This is a genomic window from Flaviramulus multivorans, from assembly GCF_021728415.1.
GTDB lineage: Bacteria > Bacteroidota > Bacteroidia > Flavobacteriales > Flavobacteriaceae > Sabulilitoribacter > Sabulilitoribacter multivorans.
In genome coordinates this window covers 1-20,300 of record NZ_JAKKDV010000001.1, presented here as the reverse complement: position 1 = coordinate 20,300, position 20,300 = coordinate 1, and the positions used below count along the sequence as shown (strand labels likewise).

Sequence of the window (20,300 nt, the reverse complement as noted above, 5' to 3'; positions counted from 1 at the left end):
ATAAATTACATGAATACTACAGAAAACACAAATTTGACCTGGAACGAATTTATGAAGGTTGAAATGAGAGTTGGAACCATCATTGAAGCAGCAATTTTTAAGGAAGTAAAAAATTCAGCATATAAAATTGTTGTTGACTTTGGTCCATTAGGAAAAAGAAAAACGTCTGCTCAAATAACAAAACTCTATCAGCCAGAAGATATTTTAGGGAAACAAGTTGTTGCAGTAGTCAATTTTCCACCAAAGCAAATTGCCAATATGATGAGTGAATGTTTAATTCTTGGAGGAATTGGTAATGATAAGGAGGTGACACTTTTAGTGCCAGATGGTTTGGTGGAAAATGGAATGAGAATTGGTTAACATTTTTTTAATATAAAATTGCAATGATCACATTTATCATGAAAACAATAGCTTATTTAATCATATTAACTTTTTCTATTGGTTGTATTAACACAACCAAAGATGGATATATAGATAATCAATCAGAATTTATCGCAAGGCATCATAGTTTTGGTTATTATGAGTACAGCTCAAGATTAAACGATTCGATGTGGTCAGTTTTAGAAGGACACAAACATAATTTGATAAGTAATGCAACCTATCACAAGATTGTTGAAACTTCAAAAAAAGTTAAAAAAGAAAAACCAATACTGGGCTGTTATCTAATAGATTGGGATGATAACTCTTATGATTCACCAAGTAAAATATTATTAGAATGGAATTCGTCTCAAGGTGTCATCATTCGTTTCTTTACCACGTCAGAAGAAATAAAGAAGAGGCTTCCTAATCAATCTTTTTAATTCAGGTTTAATATTAGCATTATGAAACTGTCTGTAAAAAATATGGTATGTCCAAGATGTATAATGGTCGTAAATAATGAACTTGCTTTGCTCAATTTGATACCAGTATATATAACAATGGGGGAATTTGAACTTAAAGAACAACTCAAAGAAGATCAAATTATGATGTTGAAAAATCAATTATATCAACATGGGTTGGAAGTTATAGATGACCGAAAGGCAATGCTTGTCGAAAAAGTAAAAAACATCATTATTGAACTTATTCATAGTTATGATACTGTAGATATTAAGCAAAAGATTTCTAGTATCATTAGTGAAAAACTGAATGTTGATTATAATCATATTAGTTCAATGTTTTCATCAACTCAAGGCTTAACGATTGAAAAATATATCATTCTTCAAAGAATAGAACGTGCAAAAGAGTTATTAGTTTACAACGAACTTTCATTAAGTGAAATAGCCTATAAACTGGGCTATACCAATGTGCAACATCTATCTACTCAATTTAAGAAAATCACAGGATTAACGCCTTCACATTTTAAAACCATCAAGAAGAACAAACGCAAAGCTATAGACCTACTATAGTCTATTTTTATCCATAAATACTTTTTAAAGGCACTAACTCAAGTGCCTTTTTTCATTGAAAAACATATAAAATTTTAGAACTAATAGGTGAAAAAGTGCAACACAAAATTTAGTGTACAGATATAATTTTGACATGTAATAGTAATCATTAAATCAACATATTATGTATCAAAAAATCAACACATGGAAAACCATATTTTTATACAATATTCTAGCTGTAGCTATAGTTTCATGTACAAAAAGTAGTGGGGAAAATTTAGAGGCCAATGGCACCTCAATGGAAGTCAGTAAGCTTCCTGTAGATGTTATTGAAGCTAAAGAATTAGAACTAAATCAAGAAGAAATTCTTGTTGGCACCATTGTACCAATTCAGGAGGTGGCCATTGTTAGTGAAGTTTCTCAAAAAATCACTAAAATCGCTTTTAAAGATGGTGATTATGTTTCAAAAGGTCAGTTGCTTTATAAATTAAATGATGCCGACATCAGAGCAAAGCAAAAGGAACTTCAAGCAGAATTGAAATTAGCGCAATTAAACGAGCAACGATATGCTAGTTTATTGAAAACCGAAGCCATTCGTCAGCAAGAATATGACGAAATTGAAACTAAACTGCAATCACTTCTAGCACAAGTTGAATTTTTAAACTTTCAGATTAGTAAAACCGAAATTAGAGCACCATTTTCAGGTAACATTGGAATTTCTAAAGTTGATTTAGGCGCTTATGTATATCCAGGACTTGAATTAGTGAACCTTCAAGATCAATCAAAAGTGAAGCTTAACTTTTTAGTACCTGAAAAGTATCTAATACAGGTAAAAAAAGGTAAATCCGTTTCATTTACCACACAACTTTCTAATCAGGTGCACAGCGCAAAAATTGTAGCTGGCAATTCTGGTTTGGATAATCAAAATAGAAGTTTAACGGTTCAGGCGATTGCCGATAATTCTAAAAATGAATTTAAAGGAGGCATGTCTGCAAAAATCAACTTCTCAACACTTAACGAAGGCACTAAAGGTATTACAATCCCTTCACAAGCTTTGATTCCAAGTAAACAAGGGTACAGTGTGTTTTTACTACAAGAAGATAGAGCAAAAATTACAGCTGTGACCATTAGCAACAGAACTGAAAATGAAGTTACCATTCTTTCAGGAATCAATGATGGTGATAAGGTTATCATATCAAATATCATGCGATTAGGTGATGGGACTCCTATTGTTGAGGTTACTGAATCAAATTAAAACATAAGATCATGAGTTTACCATCAATAAGTATAAAAAAACCCGTTTTGGCAGGTGTGTTTTCTGCTTTAATTGTCATTATGGGTATTGTAGGCTGGATGAATTTAGGGGTTAGAGAGTTTCCTTTAACCGAACCTCCTGTCATTTCAGTTGTGACCTTTTATCCTGGCGCAAGTCCAGATGTGATTGCTTCCAAAATTACAAAGCCAATGGAAGAGTCAATTGCAGAAGCCAATGGATTGAGAACTATTTCGTCTGAATCTAGAGAGCAAGTAAGTATAATTACCATTGAATTTAATAGAGATATTGATTTGGAAGATGCCCTAAATGACGTTCGAGATAAGGTATCTAAATCTAAAAATCAAATTCCTGCAGATGTCGATCCTCCAATAGTGGAAAAGGCATCGTCACCAGATAATTTGGTGGCTTTTCTAGAGGTAGAAAGTGACACAAAAGATATAAAAGAAGTAAGTCATTTAGCTTCAACAACTATCAAAGACCGAATGCAATCCATCCCTGGAGTTAATAGAGTTGCGGTTGTTGGTGAGCATAAATACGCAATGAGACTTCGTTTTGACCCTATTAAATTAGCGGCATTGCAACTTACACCTGAAGATATCAGACAAGCTCTGTTAAGAGAAAATATCGATTTGCCTTCTGGAAGAATAGAAGGTGATAATAATGAATTGAGTGTGCGTTCTATTGGACGCTTAACAACTGCAGAAGAGTTTAATAACATGATTATTAAGCAAAATGACAATTCTATTATTAAACTGAAAGATATTGGTTACGCAGAGTTAGGTGAAATGAACGAGCGTACAGCTATCATTAATGGAACTCATAATGCCAATCGTGTTGGTGTGGGCATTGCGATTCAAATTCAAAGAGGAGCCAATGCCATTGAAGTGGTCGACGAGTTTTACAAACGACTTGATCAATTACGACAAGAAGTTCCTAAAGAATACCGATTAATTGTAGGTTTTGACTTCACAAAACCTGTAAGAGAGTCTATTAAGGAAGTTGAAGAAACATTATTTATTGCCTTTGGTCTGGTAGTGCTCATCATATTCTTATTCTTAAGAGATTGGCGCTCTACCATTATTCCTGTATTGGCAATTCCTGTTTCAATTCTTTCTGCCTTTTTCATCATGTATTTGGCTGGATTCTCTATAAACGTTCTTACACTGTTAGGCTTGGTACTTGCCATTGGTTTGGTGGTAGATGACGCCATTGTGGTATTAGAAAATATCTATAAGAAGGTTGAAGAAGGTATGACGCCAATTCAAGCGGCATTCAAAGGCTCAAAGGAAATTTATTTTGCAGTAATATCTACAACCATCACTCTTGCTGCTGTATTTATGCCTATCATTTTTATGGGAGGCATTAGTGGTCAGTTATTTAAGGAGTTCGCCATTGTCGTGTCAGGATCTGTATTGGTTTCAGCATTTGTGGCCTTAACCTTGTCGCCTATGTTGAGTGCTTATTTATTAAAAAAGCAAGACCAACCAAATTGGCTTTATCGCACAACAGAACCGTTTTTTATCAAATTAAACAATGGTTATGAAAAATTACTAACAGCCTTCATGAAAAAACGTTGGATGGCTTGGGTGTTCTTAGTAATAGCTGGTGGTCTAATTTTAGTGGTTGGTAAAACATTGCCTTCTGAATTGGCTCCAGTTGAAGATCGTTCAAACATAAGTTTAATTGCGGTTGCACCTGAAGGCGTTTCTTTTGACTACATGAAAAAAGGAATGACAGAGGTTGGGAAGTATGTGAATGAATCTACTGATGGATTGTACCAAACATATTCTATGGTAGCTATTTCATTTATTCCAGCACCTGCACCAGTTAATGTAGCGGTACAAAGTATTTATTTGAATGATCCTAAAGACCGAAAAATGTCAGCGCAAGATTTATACAATCAATATGGAGCAGCTTCGGGTAACTTTAGAGATTTCTTGCTATTTCCATACATGCCACCAACTATAGGTACGCGATATGGAGGAGGCATGCCTGTTCAATTTGTATTGCAAACACAAAGTTTGGATAGCTTAAATAATGTACTCCCGAAATTTTTACAAGCAGCACGTCAAAGCCCAAAATTAATGTTTGTGGACTCTGATTTAAAGATGAATAAACCTGAAGTAAAAATCAATGTAGATAGACAAAAAGCAGCCCTAATGGGAGTCTCTATTCAAGAGGTGTCTCGAGCATTACAATTATCATTATCTGGACAGCGCTATGGTTATTTCTTACGTAACGATAGACAATATGAAGTGATTGGACAAGTTGAAAAACTGCAACGAAATGATATCAGTGATTTGCGCTCCATCAACGTGCGTTCTTCTAACGGACAAATGATTTCTTTAGACAATTTAGTGACTATGGAAGAAGGGATTAGTCCTGCAGCCATTTATCGCTACGATCAATATACGTCGGCAACAATTTCTGCTGGACTAGCTCCAGGTGTTAGTTTGGAAGAAGGCATTAAAGAAATGCAAAACATAAAGCGCGAGGTTTTAGGAGACAACTTTAAATCGAGTTTAGCTGGTCAAGCAAGGGATTATGAAGAAAGTCAAGGAAATATTCTGTTCACCTTGTTATTAGCACTCATCATCATTTACATGATTCTTGCTGCGCAATTTGAAAGCTTACGAGATCCACTTATTATCATGCTTACGGTTCCAATGGCTGTTACAGGCGCTATATTGAGTCTGTATTTCTTTGGTCAAAGTTTGAATGTATTCAGTCAAATTGGGATTATTACACTTGTTGGACTAATCACTAAAAATGGAATTCTAATTGTAGAATTCGCCAACGATTTAAAAGCCAAGGGACTTTCAAAATTTGAAGCGGCTACACAAGCTGCAGTACAACGTTTTAGACCAATTTTAATGACGTCATTAGCCATGATATTTGGCGCATTACCTATTGCTATGACCTTTAATAGTCGTCAATCATTAGGCATTGTCATTGCTGGAGGATTGATTTTTGCCGGAATTTTAACGCTTTTTATTATTCCTGCAGTATACTCTTATTTATCTAGTGCAAAGGCTACTGCTGAAATTGTAGAAGAAGAGCACCCTTCACTAGAGATTAGTCATGAACATTAGAACTTTAATAATGAAAACACAAATTTTAAAATTAGTGGTTATCCTGTGGGTTTTTACATCAGGTATAAACGTAATGGCTCAAAAAGCAATCAGTTTAGATGAAGCCATTGCATTAGCATCTCAAGGGAATAAAGCATTAAAAATTCAAAACCTTGAGGAACTGCGCGTAAAGCAGGCAGTGAAAGAAGCAAAAAACACATGGTTGCCTAACGTCGCTTTTAATGGTAATATCTCTAGGTATTTTGATAGACAAGTTATTTTTCTTCCTGGTAGTTTTGCAGGTACAGATAAGAATGTCCAAGAAGTTCGTGTTGGTGGATTGTATCAATATAACAGTGCAGTAACTTTCAATCAGACCCTTTTTTCAATGAAATCCAATCAGGAAATCAAAGCGTCCTTAATAGAAGAGAAAATTGAAAAAGAAAAGACAGGTGATTTAGAGAGTCGATTGATTCATGAAGTCACAAAAACCTACTATCAGGTGTTATTAGGGAAAAATCAATTAGTGTTATTAGAGAAAAGTCTTCAAAGAAATAAAAAAGCGCTTAAAGATGCCAAGTCACTTTTTTTACAAGGCAAAGGGTTAAAGACAGATACTTTGAGAAGCTATATTGCTGTTGAGAACTTGAAAACTTCTGTTGCCTATCAATTAAGTACTATTGCGATTACTAAAACCCAGTTAAAACAATTAATTGGATTAGATGAAAACGATGATTTAGAACTTGTGGATAGTTTGTCGTTAAATGATAATAATGATGAGCTTGACGTATTTGATGAATCGATTTCAGTTGAAGATTTAAAGAGACACGACCTTGAAACTCAAAAATTGGTTATTGAACTTGAAGAAAGAAGATTAGCTGCTGTTAAAGCCATGCGATCTCCTGAAATATCTTTAATGGGACAATACCAGTTGCAATCTCAATTGGATGATGAAAACTTCAAAAACCAAACATGGCATAACACCACATTTATAGGTATAAATATGTCAATTCCCATTTTCTTGGGAGGCAAAACAACTTCTAAAGTGAAACAAAGCCAATTAAAATTGGAACAAGAAAAAATTAAAATGGATGATATGCATGACAATGTAAGGTTAGAACTCGCCACGATAATGAATAACTGGAACAATGCCAAGCTACAGTACGAAACTCAAAAGAGAACTGTAGAAGCAGCTGAAGTCAATTATGCGATGAACAACCAGAGATACAATAATGGTATTGGCTCTAAATTGGAAGTATCTGATGCTGAGCTTGCTCTTACGTCGTCACAGATTACTTATTTACAAGCTATTTACAATCTCAAAATGAGTAAAACCGAACTACAAAGAGCATTGGGGCAACTTAATTTTTAAACATTTCGAACAATAAATTTTATTAAAAACAGCCAAAATAGTGCAATACTCACTTGCATTACTACTCGTAATTTTGACTTAAATAAATGAACAATGAAAACAAATAATAACAATAAAACAAATGATGCAGGACACTATCCATTACGATGGGCTGCTTTATTTATATTATGTGTGGCACAGTTTATAGTGATCATGGATACATCCATTATTGGTGTCGCTTTACCAGCGATAAAAGCTGATTTAGGGTATTCACAATCAGGATTACAATGGATATTTAATGCCTACGTGATTTCATTTGGAGGCTTTCTATTATTAGGAGGTAAACTATCGGACATTTTTGGTGCACGCAAGCTCTTTATCACAGGGTTTTTAATCTTAACGATTTCATCATTATTTGCAGGTCTATCTTGGTCTGACGTGACATTAAATGTTAGTAGAGCACTTCAAGGTTTAGGTTCAGCATTAATTGCGCCTTCAGCACTAACAATGGTTTTAGCTATGTTTAGAGACCCTAAAGAATTAGGTAAAGCACTAGGTTTTTGGGGAGCAGCTGCAGCAGCAGGTGGTTCTGCGGGTGTATTTTTAGGAGGTGTTATTACCCAATGGATTTCATGGGAATGGATTTTCTATATAAACATCCCGATTGGGTTGTTAGTGATTTTGACGTCACCTCGTTATCTTCAAAAAGGAGAAACACGAAATGGTAAGGTAGATATCATTGGGTCTATTTTAGCAACTATATCTTTAGTGCTAATCGTTTATGCAATCGTTACCGCAGAAACTAATGGATGGGCTTCGTTGAATACTATAGGGTTATCAGCCATTTCGTTACTTCTTTTTGGATTGTTTATTATAATTCAAAAGAAGAAAGATCAGCCTTTAATTCCACTCTCTATATTTAAAACACCAAATTTATCGTCTGGTAATATTGTGATGGCATTGTTAGCTGGTGCATGGATTCCGTTATGGTTTTATTTAAATCTCTATTTACAGCAAGTACTTAATTATTCGGCGTTTCAGAGTGGTTTAGCACTATTGCCAATGACAGTAACTATTATGATATTAATGGTAAGTTATTCTGGGAAGTTGGTACAGAAGTTTGGTTTTAAGAAGAATCTTGTTTTAGGATTAATTTTTCTGACCTTTTCCTTAGTGTTATTTAGCATGGTGCCAGAAAATGGGAGTTTTATTTCCAATGTATTGCCAGCATCAATATTAGGAGCAATTGGGATGTCATTGGCCTATATTCCTGGAACAATTGCTTCAATTTCTGGAGCAAAACCAGAAGAATCAGGTCTTGCTTCTGGTCTTGTGAACACAAGTTATCAAATTGGTTCTGCATTAGGACTTGCGATAATAGTTGCTATTGCTGCTGCAACTGCTCAGGCAACTAGTTCTTTAAACGGAACATCTCAAGAAGTATTGATTTCAGGATTTAAATCGGCATTTATTGCTGCAGCTTTTATAAGTGGATTAGCAGTATTCGTTTCAATGTTTTATGTAAAAACATTAAAAGCTTAAACTCAATTATTAATATTAAAAAAGTTATAAAATGGAAACTTTAAAATTTAAAACAAATATAAAATGTAGTGGGTGTATTACTAAAGCAACACCTACACTTGATGAAAAATTAGGAAAAGGAAATTGGGATGTAGACCTATTTACTCTTAAAAAAACATTAACTGTATCAGCAGAAAATATAGATAGCGATAAAGTTATCACTGCAGTTAAAGAAGCTGGTTTTACGGCAGAAAAAATATCATAATCAAAAAATGAGCAATCAATATTAGAGTCGCTACCGATTGTTAGTGACTCTATTTATTGAGAGCAACAAAAATGTTGAATTTCAATTTCTTAATCTACATTAATTTTTATAATGTGTATAAATATCAAATTTGCATCAATCAATCAATCAATTAACGAACAGTTTAAAAAGTATTATGAAAGCAAATTATTTTAGAATTAATATAGCAATTTCATTGCTGACATTAATCGGTGGATTACAAACGATATCTGCGCAAAAAACGGGGTTTGGAATCAAGGGAGGTTATAATCTATCAAATTTATCCACTGATTTAAGTGGTATGAAAGACATATCTGGATTTCATATTGGAGGTTTGTTAGAGTATAGAGTATCTAATAAATTTTCAATTCAACCAGAATTGCTATACTCCTTGGAAGGAGGGAAATACAGTATCAGCTATTCAGAAAGTAATGAAGATGGAGAGTTTGTGCTTAAGGCTAAAGAAGAGATAACATTAGGGTTTATCAATCTACCTGTTACAGCAAAATATTATTTAAAGGATAGATTTAGTGTTGAGACTGGAATTCAATTCGGATATGTCGTAAGCGCGAAAAGTGAATATGATTTTTTCATGGAGGCAGATGGAGACATTACTAGTACTTCTGGAGAACGAAACATTAAGGGTGATGTAAAATCCTTAAATACAAGTTTAAATTTTGGTTTAGGGTATGAGCTTAAAAATAAAATGCTTTTTCAAGCACGATATAATTTAGGGCTCACAAATTTAGATAAGTCATTTGATTCTATGGATGATGAAGATTTTATAGGAAAGGTAAAAAGTAAAGGAGTGCTAATCTCCATTGGGTATAAATTTTAGTGTTAGTTAGTTAGTTAGTTAGTTAGTAACACGCTTTATACTTTTTATATGTGTAATAGTATTTAGCGTGTTCTTTTTTTACTTATCAATTGCCGATGTATTGTAGTAATAACTTCAATTTCGATTTGAAGATGACAATATATCATATAAATCTATATAAAGCTGTATTTCAAGTGGTTAATAATAAGATTGATAGCTCTGTATTATCTTAAGGTACCTTAATTTTTATCTTCTGCATACACGATAGTTTTACACTCTGAACTTTTAATTATAAAGCAATGAGATGTTTAATAGTGAACATAGTATTTTTAATGTTCCTACAGAAAAATTTAGCTCAACATTTAAATTACAACCCAGAAATTGTTTTGGGTTATCGTTCATATACATATCAGCATAAAATCAATTATAACTTTAACGATAAATTAAAACTAACCAATATTACATATTATGATACAGAGTATAATAACGACAATAATAATATATATTTTTTAAGAAACTCATTGTCTTATGGAGTGCATAAAAACATTGGTTTGAGTTTGGGAATAGGGTTGAAAAACCCAGGGTCCTTTGCAACTATATCAGGAAATTTTCATTATAAATCAGATTCCATTTGGTTATTATACTCGGCAGGTATAACCTATCAAAATGATTTTACATTAGAACAGGTGGCTTTTATAGAATACAAACCATTAATTAATAATGAAGTTTATGGATTAATAAAGGTGCAGTCAAATGGTAATATAAATTTTAAGGAACAAGAGCGAGGTATTCAACAAATAAGGATTGGAATCAAAAAAAAGCAAAGGCAATATGGTTTAGCCGCCAATTTTGATCAATTTAAAAATAATAAAACCTTAAATAACTATGGGTTTTTTTATAAACATGAATTTTAAACAAACAACAAAGAATTATGAAAACAAATTATGACATCGGACTCTTAATTATTAGACTAATTATTGGTATTCCATTACTTATGTATGGTATAGGAAAACTAATTTATGGTATAGACTTTATTCAACAATTGCTTATAAGTAACGGCTTACCATCTTTTATTAGTTATGGCGTGTATATAGGAGAAATAATAGCACCCGTATTAATAATAATTGGATATAAAATGCGATTGGCTAGTCTAGTTTTAGCAATAAATTGCCTGGTAGCACTAATGCTTACACAAGCTCAAAACATTTTTGCTCTAAATGAAAATGGAGGTTGGGCCATTGAATTATTAGCAATTTACATATTAATACCAATAGCTTTATTTTTCACTGGTGGAGGAAAATTTGCATTGTCTTATGACAATAAGTGGTATTAATAAAATAATTTTACAAGACGATTCTTTAACAAATTATACAACCTTTAAAGGGTGAATGAATAAAATGAAAAAAATTAAAGTACAAATAGTAAATGCATTTGTAGATTACAATTCTGGAGGAAATCCGGCAGGCATTGTACTTAATGCTGATAATTTAAGTAATATTGAAAAATTGGAAATTACATCTAAAGTTGGGTTATCTGAAACAGCATTTGTTTCTAAATCCACGGTTGCCGATTTTAAATTAGACTTCTTTACGCCTATTAGACAAATTGCTCATTGTGGGCATGCTACTATTGCAACTTTTTCATACTTAAAGCAATTAAACTTATTAAAAACTAAAATTTCATCCAAAGAAACAATTGATGGTTTAAGAAGAATACAAATCGAAGGGGAATTCGCATTTATGGAACAATTATCTCCCAAATTTGTTAATGTTAGTCATAAACAAGACCTTATTCTTGAATCAATAGGTTTAAAAGTCACTGATCTATTGCCAAATGCGCCCATACAATTAGTAAATACGGGTAACTCATTTATTATAATTCCTGTAAAGAACACAGAAATATTAAAAAAGGCAACACCAAATTATGATTTAATTACCGAAATAAGTACTGAACTTGATTTAATAGGATATTATATTTTTACTCAAGACCTGAATGATCCAGAACGGGATGCAACAACAAGGATGTTTGCACCGCGATATGGAATTCTAGAAGAAGCAGGAACAGGAATGGCTGCAGGGACATTAGCCGGCTACCTTTATAATACGCTTAAAATTAAAAAGAATAGATTTTTCATTCAACAAGGTAAGTTTATGCAGCCTCCATCTACAAGTTTAATAATAGTAGATCTTACTATTGAAAAGGAAAAGATAAAATCTATTATGGCAGGAGGAAAAGGAATGTTAATAGAAGCAAAAGAAATAGAGTATTAAACAAAATAAGGATAAGAGTCATGGAAATTAAAAATTTAAGCCAGACCCCTTTCAATATCATTGTGGATTGCTTTTTTTCAGCGTTTGAAAACTATTTTGTTGAATTTCCTAAAGATAAGTTCCTGTTTAAAAATAGATGGGAAATGGCAAGCATTAATTATAGCTTTTCTTACGGAATGTTCAACCGTGATAAATTAGTAGGGTTCGTTCTTCATGGTATAGAAAACAGAGAGTCTTATTTAACCGCATTTAACCTCGCAACTGGTGTTATTCCAGAATACAGAGGAAAAAAAATAATACAACAGATTTATGAATATGCGCTTGATGAATTAAAAGCGATAGGGGTTACGAAATGTAAATTAGAAGTAATTAAAGAAAATAAAACTGCCATCGAAGTCTATAAAAAAATAGGTTATAATATTATTAAGAGCTATAAGTGTTTTGGTGGTAATATAGAAATACTTTGTGAAGTTCCTTTTGAGTTAAAAAAAATAAAGTTTCAAGATTTTAATTTTGAGGATAAAACTGCACAGAGTTTATACTCTTGGGAAAATCAGATAGCAACTTTAAAAAGAGGTGATTTTAAATGTTATCAAGTACTTCATGATAATAATATAGAGTCTATTTTTATAATAAACGACCAAAATGGGTATTTGGCTCAGTTTGACGTATTGATAGAAAGTAAAAACGCTTGGAAACGTTTGTTTTCAGCTATTCACAGTATCTCAAAAGAAATAAAAATTAATAATATTGATGCGCGATTAATCACAAAAATTTGTCAAATTTATAAATTTGGATTGAACAATACGGTTGATCAATATGAAATGGAAATGTTGCTGGATTAACTAGTGTTATTTTAAGTTTTCTTTAATAAAAAATATCGTTTAAAAAACTACCTTTGTGAAGTAAACTGTAATAAATCCTTTAAGGTATAATCATGGATTATGAAGCAGTTCTTCTTTCAAACATACAGCAATTAGTCTCTTTGACTAAGGCTGAACAGATTTCTATTTTAGATCATTTTAAACCCCAAAAACTTAAAAAGAAAGAATACTTAATTGTAAAAGATGACGTATCCTCTTATATGAATTTTATTGCAAAAGGAAGTATAAGAAGTTTTTATATGGATGACCAAGGTAGAGAGCATATTCTTCAATTAGGAATTGAAGGGTGGTGGATTAATGATTTATATAGTTACCTAACACAAACTCCTGCGAAACACTATGTTCAAGCTGTTGAAGAGAGCGTGGTAATGCGCATACATCGAAGCTCACTTGAAAATCTATATAATACAGTGCCAGTTTCTGAACGGTTTTTTCGTTTAAAGATACAAGGAGGTTATATTGCCTTGCAAGAACGTACCATTTTAAACATGAGCCAAACTGCGGAAGAGCGTTATATAGAATTCAGAACTAAATATAGATCTCTTGAACAACGTTTTCCACAGTATATGGTCGCTTCTTATTTAGGAGTAACTCCAGAATTTTTAAGTTCTGTTAGAAAAAAATTAGCAACTATCGAGTACTAATTTTGTTTTTTTAGGAGCTCTAGTTCGTCAACCGATTATAATGTAAATCAAAAAAAGAGTGATAAGTCTCTAAGCTATCAAACCTTCTCTTTTAACTTTCTTAATGTACATTAATTTATTATAAATATTTAAGTATCAAATTTGCCTCAATCAATTTAATACTGCATAAAATTTTAGAACTATTGGCTGTAATTGTGCAACACAAAAGAATAGATTGCATATTAATTTTGGTAAAATTTTAATCAATTTTTTTAATAAACAAAATTATGAAAACACACTTTTTTTATCGATTAATGTTATTCTTCGTTACAAGCTTAACTTTCTTTAGTTGTAGTATAGATGAAGTTAATAGCCCTGACAGTTTTGTCAAAGTAGGATTTGTCAATCAAACACACACGATGATGCAAGACATGGAAACGCTTTCTATTCCGCTAAAATTAGATGTAAAAGCGATCGAAACAGGCTATATTACTATAGAATTATCAGGAAATGCTTCCTATGGAAGTGACTTTATAACGGAGCCACAGGCTGTAAATAATAAATTAAGAATTAAACTTTTAGCTAATACTAAGGATACTAGTTTTGTTGTGTCACGTGTAAATAATACCACAACTGAAAAAATAATAAATCTTAAATTAAGTAATCCAACTGCTGGATTTGCTTTAGGTGCTAAAGTAACTGCTGAAATAAAACTAAACGCGCAGCCAATTGTTGTCAATAAATTTAATTTTGATGCATCTACTGGATCAATTTCTGAAGGAAATGCAGAAGGATTGGTTGTAGGGCTTAATTCAACAAATCTAGCAGCTAATAATAGTAACATTAAAGTGAAAATTACTACGCCACAAGGTATTTCTTATGGCACACATTTTCATACAGTTCCTGCAGCCGTATTAAATGAAATTACACTTCAACTAGGACAGAACACCCAAAATACAAGTTTTAAGATTATACCAGTAAATGATAATTTAGTTTTAGGGGATTATATAATTTCTTTTGAGCTTATCGAAGCTACAGGAGGGCTAGAAATTGGTGAAAATAAAGTGTTTACTGCATCGGTACTAGAAAATGACCAAAACCAACAAGTAGTTAATACTATTTCAGAATTAAAGTCAAAATTTAATGAACACCAAGGAGACTGGTATTTGTCAACAGACTATTATATTGAAGGCGTAATTACATCAAATGGAAATACAGCTAACAACTCTGTTTATATCCAGGATGCTTCTGGAGGTATCTTAATTCGCTTCAACACACCTAATATTTTTAATTTAGGAGATAAAATAAGACTCAATCTATTAAATGGTACAGGAGCTATTATTAATAATCAAAAAAGTATTAATGGTGTAAGTTCAAACGGATATGTCAAATATGCTGAAAATATAGTTGTTCAACCTGAAACTATTACAATCCCACAATTATTATCAGGTAATTATGAAGGAAAGCGAGTTAAAATTGAAAATGTATATTTCGTAAATGCAGATAATATCGTGACATTTTTAGGGAACCATCACATTAAAAATAACAACGATGTGGCTACCGTAGCTACTTATGAGAACGCAGAATTTAGTAATAATGTATTACCAACAGGTTTAATATCAATCTCAGGTATAGTTGGAGATTGGGGACGTTTGTTACCTCAAAAATTTACCCATGACGTAATTAGTAACTAAAAGCAGTAGACTATACATATCAAGCAATTTTGATAAAAAAATATAAAATACAATACAATGAAACTTATAATAACATTTTTTTTGTGCTTTAACTTCTGGTTAATAAGTGTTTTAGGTGCTCAAACAGAAAAGAGTATTAAAGTCTCACTTAACGAGCAAATGAATCATCATAATGAACTAAATAGCAGGCAAATTGCGCTGGCTTTGGCAGACTCTTTAATGAAGTCCTACATAATTGAAGATAAAGCGCGAGAAATGGCTGAAATGTTACGTTTTAATTCTATTAATGGAGATTACGATAAGTTCATAAACGGTCTTGAACTAGCCACTCACATAAATAAAGAGTTGTTCAAGATTTCAAACGATTTACATTTGAGCCTTTTGTACTTTGATTCGCCTGTAGAGCCTGTTTTGGGAAGAAATCCCAATAATGAAGAGGAATCAAAGCAACTCATGGATTTTTTAAATGAAAATCAACATGGCATTTTAAGCAAATCAATACTAGAGGGTAATATTGGTTATTTGGCACTGTCATTTTTTGGGCCAATGTTATATTGTGAAGATAAACTGGTAAGTGCGATGAAGTATGTTGAAGGAACAAATGGATTAATTATTGACTTAAGAAGGAATTCTGGTAGTTTAGATCCAGACACTGTGCCTTTTTTTATGAGCTATTTTTTTGATAGTCCAGTTCATATATTCAGTTTTGAAAATCGTGAAAAGAAAAGTGAAAGGAAAATGTGGACTAGAGCAGAAATGTCTGGAAATCGGTATTTAAATAAACCTGTTTATATACTGACCAGTGCGCAAACGTTTTCGGGAGCGGAGGAGTTTGCCTATGATATGAAACACCATGATAAGGCAACAATTATTGGAGAGCGAACAAAAGGAGGAGCAAACCCCACCTCTGGAGTAAGAATCAATAATCACTTTATAGTTGTTATGCCAAAAGAACGTTCGGTTAATACCATTACAAAAACCAATTGGGATCAAGTTGGTGTTATCCCCGATATTGATATTGACGCTAATTTGGCGCTTTACCAAGCGCATAGATTAATATTAAAAGATTTCTATACCAAAGCATCCGCGTTAAATCCTGCCGAAATTGAAAACAAGATTAACGGTTTAGGAATACAAAAACCTAAATTTAGATCTACAGAATTTGAACTCAAAGGTTACCTGGAGGCTGATTTAGTTTATCTTGTAGGAAACTTTAATTATTGGAATGCCACAAAACATCCCTTAAAAAGGAATGAAAATGGTTGGAGTATTGAAACGGAGGTATTAATTGGCGAAATTGAATATAAATTTGTTGTTGATGGCGAATGGATTTTGGATCCCAATAATCCGAATACTAAAGGGAAGAATGAGCATATAAATTCTGTAAAAATTATTTTAGAATAATTGCTATTACAAAATGTATTAAACATAAAAATACGTTAAATAATGAAACCAAACATGCAGCAAAAATTGCTTTTACAATTGAAGGATAAAACAGTGTTTAGTTTGGCGCAAGAGTACGCAATGAGCTACTTGGACGATGCATTAGAAAGGCCTGTGTTCCCTGCTCAAGATGCTTTGGACTTACTGTCTAAATTTGATGAAGCGATACCAGTTTCATCTACGGAGCCCAAAGATATTTTGAACCAATTACACACCTATGGAAGCCCTGCTACTGTATCAACTTTAGGAGGGCGGTATTTTGGTTTTGTTACTGGCAGCGCATTACCAATTGGCCTTGCAACAAAACATTTAGCAACGTATTGGGATCAAGCTCCTGCAATGTATGTATTATCTCCAATAAGTTCAAAATTAGAAGCAGTAGTAGAAAAATGGTTGATTGAATTATTTAACCTTACCAAAAGAACTTGTGCTGAATTTGTAAGCGGTACTTCCTAGGCTAATTTATGTGGTTCAATTACTTAAAGTGGACAAAAATGACAATACTAATTGTGTTAATTGCAGTTTCAAGTTTTAGTTACTTTATGATTAAAGCCATCAAAGGAACTAATGATTTTTCTCGTAGTGCGAGAGTTGGTATGTCCACAATGTTAGTGTTTACAGCATTAGGACACTTTTTGTTTGCCGAGGGAATGACCCTGATGATTCCATCTGGAATCCCATACAAAAGAGAACTAGTTTATATCACAGGAGTTTTAGAAATTTTTGTAGCGATCGGGCTTCAAATATCATCTTTCAGAAAGGTGATTGCTTGGCTATTGATTATCTTCTTTATTCTAATACTTCCTGCCAATATAAATGCCTCACTCCATCAATTAAATTACCAAACCGGAACATTTGATGGTTATGGATTAACTTATTTATGGTTTAGGATACCTTTACAAGTTTTTTTTATTGGATGGATCTATTTTAGTTCTATTAGACCTTTGAAAGGATTCAGGCTACAAGTTTTAGACAATATTCAAAAATATAGGTGAATTGATGTGCTAGTTTAAAAAATATAAAATCTCTTTAAGGTCATTTCAAATTAATTGTATCTATAACGTAATTGACTAAAAAATAAATAGAAATGGAAACTACTAAACTGATATCAGAGTTAACGGCGTTAACCTATCAAAATATTGAAGACGCGGAAGACATGCTTCAAAAATCGATGGACGAATTAAACTGGAAAATAAATGTTAATATTTGGAGTGCTTTAGAGTGTATCGCACACCTGAATTTGTATAGCAACTTTTATCTGCCAGAAATAAAATACGGAATCAATCAAGATATAACACCCACGGATACTGTTTTTGTTCCAGGTTTAATTGGTGATTTTTTCGTCAATTCTATAAGGCTAAACGAAAAAACAAAGAAAATGAAAACACCAAAAGAAATGAACCCCAATGGAAGCGTTTTGAGTAAGGAGACATTAAATAAATTTATTAGGGATCAATATGATCTTATCTCTCTTTTAGATGATGCTAGAAATGTAAATTTAAACAAAACGAAAACGGCTATAAGTATTTCAAAATTAATAAAATTAAAGCTAGGAGATACCTTCAGGTTTGTTATTTATCACAATGAAAGACACATTCTTCAAGCTATGAGGACATTATATTTACAAAAGAAAAAGGCAGCTTAAAACTCAAGGATTATTGAGCGAATGATGTTAAACGAAAAGAATTGGCAACAAAAACTAGTTACCATCCTAAGGTGTCTTTTCACATTTGGGCGATTAAATGAAATTTTATAGCTGCAAAAATGAAGATTAAAGAGGGCATAATACAACTCATCAAAAACCTGAAAAGACAAATATTTATCGATATGAGAATATTAAAGGCGAATTTGTTGGTGGAATTGTAAACGAAAAGAGTGTAGTTGTTCCAAATAAGCAACTTGAATATTTAGGTTTTCAATATGATGGCAAAAAAGTTAGAGTAAAAACTGTTGGCTTTTCAAAATTCTACAGAAGTATGAAAAGAGCTTTTCGAAGAGGTGTTCATTTCGCTACAAAACCCGAGAATAAAAGTCATAATCTTTTCGAGGAAAGACTTTATAAAAGGTTTACTTATAAAGGCGCAAAAAGAAGATTGATATACAAACCAGACCCAAAATCAGAGACTGGATATTCAAAATCTAAAGAACAATATTGGGGAAATTACATAAGCTATTTAGAAAAAGCTAATCGTGTTATGAAACCTATCAATGGTGATGATACAATCAAAAGACAGTATTCAAAATTTTGGCCTATGTTTGGAAAGGAAATGAAAAAGGCATACAAAGAAATTGGCGAAAAAGTAGCCAAAATGTAAATCTCAATCTTTATTGTTCGTAGGTTTCTTCAAATGTGCTACAACGTGTTCGTGTATGGTTAGTTGCGTGCAAGCACGCTGTTATTCTTTGCTAAGCAATATAGTGAATTGTGAGAAAAGATCCTGCGCTTAGCCATCAAACCGCAATGAATTATACACGTTGTTGTGTGTAGTGCTTTCGTTACATTTTTGTTCCAATATAATATACTTTGTTTTCATTCGGTATTACAAAAATTAATTCCGCACCACTTGGGTCAATTCCATTGCAATATATGCTCCAAGGATAGACATAAACATCTTCTTTTTGCAAATCTTTTAATTTCGGAAACCAAGGGATTTGATATTGCCAGCCATTCGTCATTTCAACAGCATCATTCAAAACTTTAGGTAAACTATCTAATCGATAAAAGCCTTTTTTGTTTTTCAGTTCATCGTGAGTTACTTTCGAAATGTCAATTCCATATGCATCCAGATAATCTCCAGTAAAAGAGCGACCAGATTCATAACTATTCGATACTTTCTCAATTCTATCGTCTCCAAGTCCACACCAATTCAGCACGAATCTTACATCAGATTTCGTTGCTTTATTTTCGACAGTTTTATTTCCAATTGTAGTCGAGTAGGCGAGATAGCCAAAAATCAGAATTATTCCAATTAGTGATATTCCACCCCAAATCATTAGAGCTTTTTTTCCTAAATTATAAATCTTTTCTTTCAATTATTTTTTAGTTCAGATGTTTGTCTCGCATTACACACAACGGTTCAGCTAAGTGTTCGGGCGGGAGACGGGCGATAGCCTGTCCACCGTGACGAACACGAATGCGATGTGGTTTGCCCCAAGTTACGCAATACCATAGCCCTGACACTTAGCTTTTGTTGTGGCTCGTTTTTATTTCTTTTTCTCGCTTCAGGTTCTTTCCAGGTTCCAACCAAGTTCGATGGTGAAATACAGATGTGTTGAATTCATCCGCGATTTGTCGTCCAATAGTTTCAATGTCGAGTGGCAGGTCCGTCAGGCCTGTGACTGAAATACCAACATTACAACCTTCAGGAACTGTGCTGTCCCATTGTTGTAATACACCTTTTTCGTACGGTTTACTGATGTTGATGGAAAACGTCTCTGTCTTGGCCTCTCCCCATTCTGTCTCATTTTCGTGGTCAAATTGAAAATCCGTTGTCGCCAAGGTGCCAGCAACTCTTCTGCAAAAGGTTTCCAGAATTAGGTCTGTATGTAAGGCTAAATGTTCCAATTTCAAATGAGCCACAACGTGATTGTGTATGATTTCGTTGCGTGTTTAAGCACTAAAGTTAGCAAATAAATCACAGATAGAAAGTCCGCGAGGACTTTCGTAAGTAGGCTAGCACTAGCAATAAATTATATACGTTGT

The 20,300-nt window shown here is 32.9% G+C and carries 22 protein-coding genes; 20 read left to right on the top strand and 2 right to left on the bottom strand.

The annotated features are described in order from the left end of the window. Positions 1–9: 9 nt before the first annotated feature. The 20 genes from L3X39_RS00110 to L3X39_RS00015 all read left to right on the top strand — a co-directional run bounded on the left by L3X39_RS00110 (position 10) and on the right by L3X39_RS00015 (position 18,912). Positions 10–360, top strand: coding sequence for a tRNA-binding protein (locus L3X39_RS00110; protein ID WP_237229337.1), 351 nt, complete (start codon positions 10–12; stop codon positions 358–360). A gap of 23 nt (positions 361–383) precedes the next feature. Continuing rightward, positions 384–800 (top strand): hypothetical protein, encoded by a 417-nt coding sequence (locus L3X39_RS00105; RefSeq protein ID WP_237229336.1) that lies wholly within the window; start codon positions 384–386, stop codon positions 798–800. A gap of 117 nt (positions 801–917) precedes the next feature. Continuing rightward, entirely contained in the window at positions 918–1,385 is a 468-nt protein-coding gene (locus L3X39_RS00100) for a helix-turn-helix domain-containing protein (RefSeq protein WP_369411589.1), read from the top strand. 163 nt (positions 1,386–1,548) lie between these two features. Beyond that, positions 1,549–2,619: an efflux RND transporter periplasmic adaptor subunit gene (locus L3X39_RS00095; RefSeq protein ID WP_237229335.1), complete on the top strand. Its 1,071-nt coding sequence runs from the start codon at positions 1,549–1,551 to the stop codon at positions 2,617–2,619. Between the two features lie 11 nt (positions 2,620–2,630). Further along, positions 2,631–5,732, top strand: coding sequence for an efflux RND transporter permease subunit (locus L3X39_RS00090; RefSeq protein WP_237229334.1), 3,102 nt, complete (start codon positions 2,631–2,633; stop codon positions 5,730–5,732). 34 nt (positions 5,733–5,766) lie between these two features. Continuing rightward, positions 5,767–7,083, top strand: a complete 1,317-nt coding sequence (locus L3X39_RS00085) for a TolC family protein (RefSeq protein WP_237229333.1) — start codon at positions 5,767–5,769, stop codon at positions 7,081–7,083. 93 nt (positions 7,084–7,176) lie between these two features. After that, positions 7,177–8,604 carry an MFS transporter gene (locus L3X39_RS00080; RefSeq protein ID WP_237229332.1) on the top strand — a complete coding sequence of 476 codons (1,428 nt, stop codon included), beginning with the start codon at positions 7,177–7,179 and terminating at the stop codon, positions 8,602–8,604. Between the two features lie 31 nt (positions 8,605–8,635). Then, positions 8,636–8,848, top strand: coding sequence for a heavy-metal-associated domain-containing protein (locus L3X39_RS00075; RefSeq protein ID WP_237229331.1), 213 nt, complete (start codon positions 8,636–8,638; stop codon positions 8,846–8,848). Between the two features lie 175 nt (positions 8,849–9,023). After that, a complete protein-coding gene (locus tag L3X39_RS00070) occupies positions 9,024–9,704 on the top strand; it encodes a porin family protein (protein ID WP_237229330.1) in 681 nt (226 codons plus the stop codon). A 311-nt stretch (positions 9,705–10,015) separates the two neighbouring features. Then, complete coding sequence (locus L3X39_RS00065; protein ID WP_237229329.1) at positions 10,016–10,597, top strand: hypothetical protein; 582 nt, start codon at positions 10,016–10,018, stop codon at positions 10,595–10,597. A gap of 17 nt (positions 10,598–10,614) precedes the next feature. Further along, entirely contained in the window at positions 10,615–11,016 is a 402-nt protein-coding gene (locus tag L3X39_RS00060; RefSeq protein ID WP_237229328.1) for a DoxX family protein, read from the top strand. Between the two features lie 64 nt (positions 11,017–11,080). Further along, positions 11,081–11,953, top strand: a complete 873-nt coding sequence (locus L3X39_RS00055; RefSeq protein WP_237229327.1) for a PhzF family phenazine biosynthesis protein — start codon at positions 11,081–11,083, stop codon at positions 11,951–11,953. Between the two features lie 20 nt (positions 11,954–11,973). After that, entirely contained in the window at positions 11,974–12,798 is an 825-nt protein-coding gene (locus L3X39_RS00050; protein ID WP_237229326.1) for a GNAT family N-acetyltransferase, read from the top strand. 92 nt (positions 12,799–12,890) lie between these two features. Then, positions 12,891–13,481 (top strand): Crp/Fnr family transcriptional regulator, encoded by a 591-nt coding sequence (locus tag L3X39_RS00045; RefSeq protein WP_237229325.1) that lies wholly within the window; start codon positions 12,891–12,893, stop codon positions 13,479–13,481. Between the two features lie 266 nt (positions 13,482–13,747). Beyond that, entirely contained in the window at positions 13,748–15,154 is a 1,407-nt protein-coding gene (locus L3X39_RS00040; RefSeq protein WP_237229324.1) for a DUF5689 domain-containing protein, read from the top strand. 57 nt (positions 15,155–15,211) lie between these two features. After that, positions 15,212–16,558 carry a S41 family peptidase gene (locus L3X39_RS00035; protein ID WP_237229323.1) on the top strand — a complete coding sequence of 449 codons (1,347 nt, stop codon included), beginning with the start codon at positions 15,212–15,214 and terminating at the stop codon, positions 16,556–16,558. A gap of 42 nt (positions 16,559–16,600) precedes the next feature. Beyond that, positions 16,601–17,053: a hypothetical protein gene (locus tag L3X39_RS00030; protein WP_237229322.1), complete on the top strand. Its 453-nt coding sequence runs from the start codon at positions 16,601–16,603 to the stop codon at positions 17,051–17,053. A gap of 38 nt (positions 17,054–17,091) precedes the next feature. Further along, entirely contained in the window at positions 17,092–17,592 is a 501-nt protein-coding gene (locus L3X39_RS00025) for a DoxX family protein (RefSeq protein WP_237229321.1), read from the top strand. Between the two features lie 92 nt (positions 17,593–17,684). Further along, on the top strand, positions 17,685–18,242 hold the full coding sequence (locus tag L3X39_RS00020) for a DinB family protein (RefSeq protein WP_237229320.1): 558 nt from the start codon (positions 17,685–17,687) through the stop codon (positions 18,240–18,242). 331 nt (positions 18,243–18,573) lie between these two features. Further along, a complete protein-coding gene (locus L3X39_RS00015) occupies positions 18,574–18,912 on the top strand; it encodes a hypothetical protein (RefSeq protein ID WP_237229319.1) in 339 nt (112 codons plus the stop codon). A 181-nt stretch (positions 18,913–19,093) separates the two neighbouring features. Here L3X39_RS00015 and L3X39_RS00010 read toward each other — a convergent pair whose 3' ends face one another. Both L3X39_RS00010 and L3X39_RS00005 read right to left on the bottom strand, forming a co-directional pair. Next, a complete protein-coding gene (locus L3X39_RS00010) occupies positions 19,094–19,630 on the bottom strand; it encodes a hypothetical protein (RefSeq protein ID WP_237229318.1) in 537 nt (178 codons plus the stop codon). A 148-nt stretch (positions 19,631–19,778) separates the two neighbouring features. Then, the gene (locus tag L3X39_RS00005) at positions 19,779–20,162 is read right to left on the bottom strand and encodes a hypothetical protein (protein WP_237229317.1); all 384 of its coding nucleotides are present in this window, start codon (positions 20,160–20,162) and stop codon (positions 19,779–19,781) included. Positions 20,163–20,300 lie beyond the last annotated feature (138 nt).

Coding starts and splice junctions, on each gene's coding strand:
- L3X39_RS00110 (WP_237229337.1), top strand. CDS start 10: ATGAATACTACAGAAAACACAAATTTGACCTGGAACGAATTTATGAAG.
- L3X39_RS00105 (WP_237229336.1), top strand. CDS start 384: ATGATCACATTTATCATGAAAACAATAGCTTATTTAATCATATTAACT.
- L3X39_RS00100 (WP_369411589.1), top strand. CDS start 918: ATGGGGGAATTTGAACTTAAAGAACAACTCAAAGAAGATCAAATTATG.
- L3X39_RS00095 (WP_237229335.1), top strand. CDS start 1,549: ATGTATCAAAAAATCAACACATGGAAAACCATATTTTTATACAATATT.
- L3X39_RS00090 (WP_237229334.1), top strand. CDS start 2,631: ATGAGTTTACCATCAATAAGTATAAAAAAACCCGTTTTGGCAGGTGTG.
- L3X39_RS00080 (WP_237229332.1), top strand. CDS start 7,177: ATGAAAACAAATAATAACAATAAAACAAATGATGCAGGACACTATCCA.
- L3X39_RS00075 (WP_237229331.1), top strand. CDS start 8,636: ATGGAAACTTTAAAATTTAAAACAAATATAAAATGTAGTGGGTGTATT.
- L3X39_RS00070 (WP_237229330.1), top strand. CDS start 9,024: ATGAAAGCAAATTATTTTAGAATTAATATAGCAATTTCATTGCTGACA.
- L3X39_RS00065 (WP_237229329.1), top strand. CDS start 10,016: ATGTTCCTACAGAAAAATTTAGCTCAACATTTAAATTACAACCCAGAA.
- L3X39_RS00060 (WP_237229328.1), top strand. CDS start 10,615: ATGAAAACAAATTATGACATCGGACTCTTAATTATTAGACTAATTATT.
- L3X39_RS00055 (WP_237229327.1), top strand. CDS start 11,081: ATGAAAAAAATTAAAGTACAAATAGTAAATGCATTTGTAGATTACAAT.
- L3X39_RS00050 (WP_237229326.1), top strand. CDS start 11,974: ATGGAAATTAAAAATTTAAGCCAGACCCCTTTCAATATCATTGTGGAT.
- L3X39_RS00045 (WP_237229325.1), top strand. CDS start 12,891: ATGGATTATGAAGCAGTTCTTCTTTCAAACATACAGCAATTAGTCTCT.
- L3X39_RS00040 (WP_237229324.1), top strand. CDS start 13,748: ATGAAAACACACTTTTTTTATCGATTAATGTTATTCTTCGTTACAAGC.
- L3X39_RS00035 (WP_237229323.1), top strand. CDS start 15,212: ATGAAACTTATAATAACATTTTTTTTGTGCTTTAACTTCTGGTTAATA.
- L3X39_RS00030 (WP_237229322.1), top strand. CDS start 16,601: ATGAAACCAAACATGCAGCAAAAATTGCTTTTACAATTGAAGGATAAA.
- L3X39_RS00025 (WP_237229321.1), top strand. CDS start 17,092: ATGACAATACTAATTGTGTTAATTGCAGTTTCAAGTTTTAGTTACTTT.
- L3X39_RS00020 (WP_237229320.1), top strand. CDS start 17,685: ATGGAAACTACTAAACTGATATCAGAGTTAACGGCGTTAACCTATCAA.
- L3X39_RS00015 (WP_237229319.1), top strand. CDS start 18,574: ATGAAAAGAGCTTTTCGAAGAGGTGTTCATTTCGCTACAAAACCCGAG.